The sequence below is a fragment of the Cobetia sp. BMC6 genome (assembly GCF_029991385.1).
Classification (GTDB): Bacteria; Pseudomonadota; Gammaproteobacteria; order Pseudomonadales; family Halomonadaceae; genus Cobetia.
In genome coordinates this window covers 1-482 of sequence record NZ_JAKUMF010000047.1, presented here as the reverse complement: position 1 = coordinate 482, position 482 = coordinate 1, and the positions used below count along the sequence as shown (strand labels likewise).

Annotated in this window: 1 pseudogene; it reads right to left on the bottom strand. The window is 61.4% G+C overall.

The features are described from left to right. Nucleotides 1-482 (bottom strand): annotated as a pseudogene (locus MKZ40_RS16925) (hypothetical protein); the annotation flags it as partial.

The window sequence follows — 482 nt, the reverse complement described above, 5'->3', positions numbered from 1 at the left end:
AGTCTGGGTGGCGACATAGCCCGTGAATTTGCCGGAGCCCGTCAGGTCTGCCGTCTTGGGTTCGGCGCGATGTTCCTCGATGGCGAAATACCCCCCAGGCTTCAGCGCGGTGAAAACGTCCTTCATCGCCTTGTCGTTGAAGCCGAGGTGAATCCAGTTGTGGATCTCACGCGCGGAGATGACGACGTCGACAGAGTTGGGTGGGGCAAGCGGCCCTGAAATGGCACCGAAGGCCGCATAACGGATCTGGCCATAGGTGGCGATATCGGCGTGCTTGGCCTCGAAACGCTGGCGATCGATCTTGAGCCCGCCCGGCAGTTTGGGATCGTCCACGTCCGCCACGCCGGCGATGTAGGTTCCGCCGGTCCTGGCGAGATAGGGGGCCAGTATCTCGGTCCAGTAGCCACCTTCAGGCTGGAGGTCGACCACGGTCAGCCCAGGCTTGATTCCCCAGAATTGAAGCGTCTCGTATGGGTGACGAT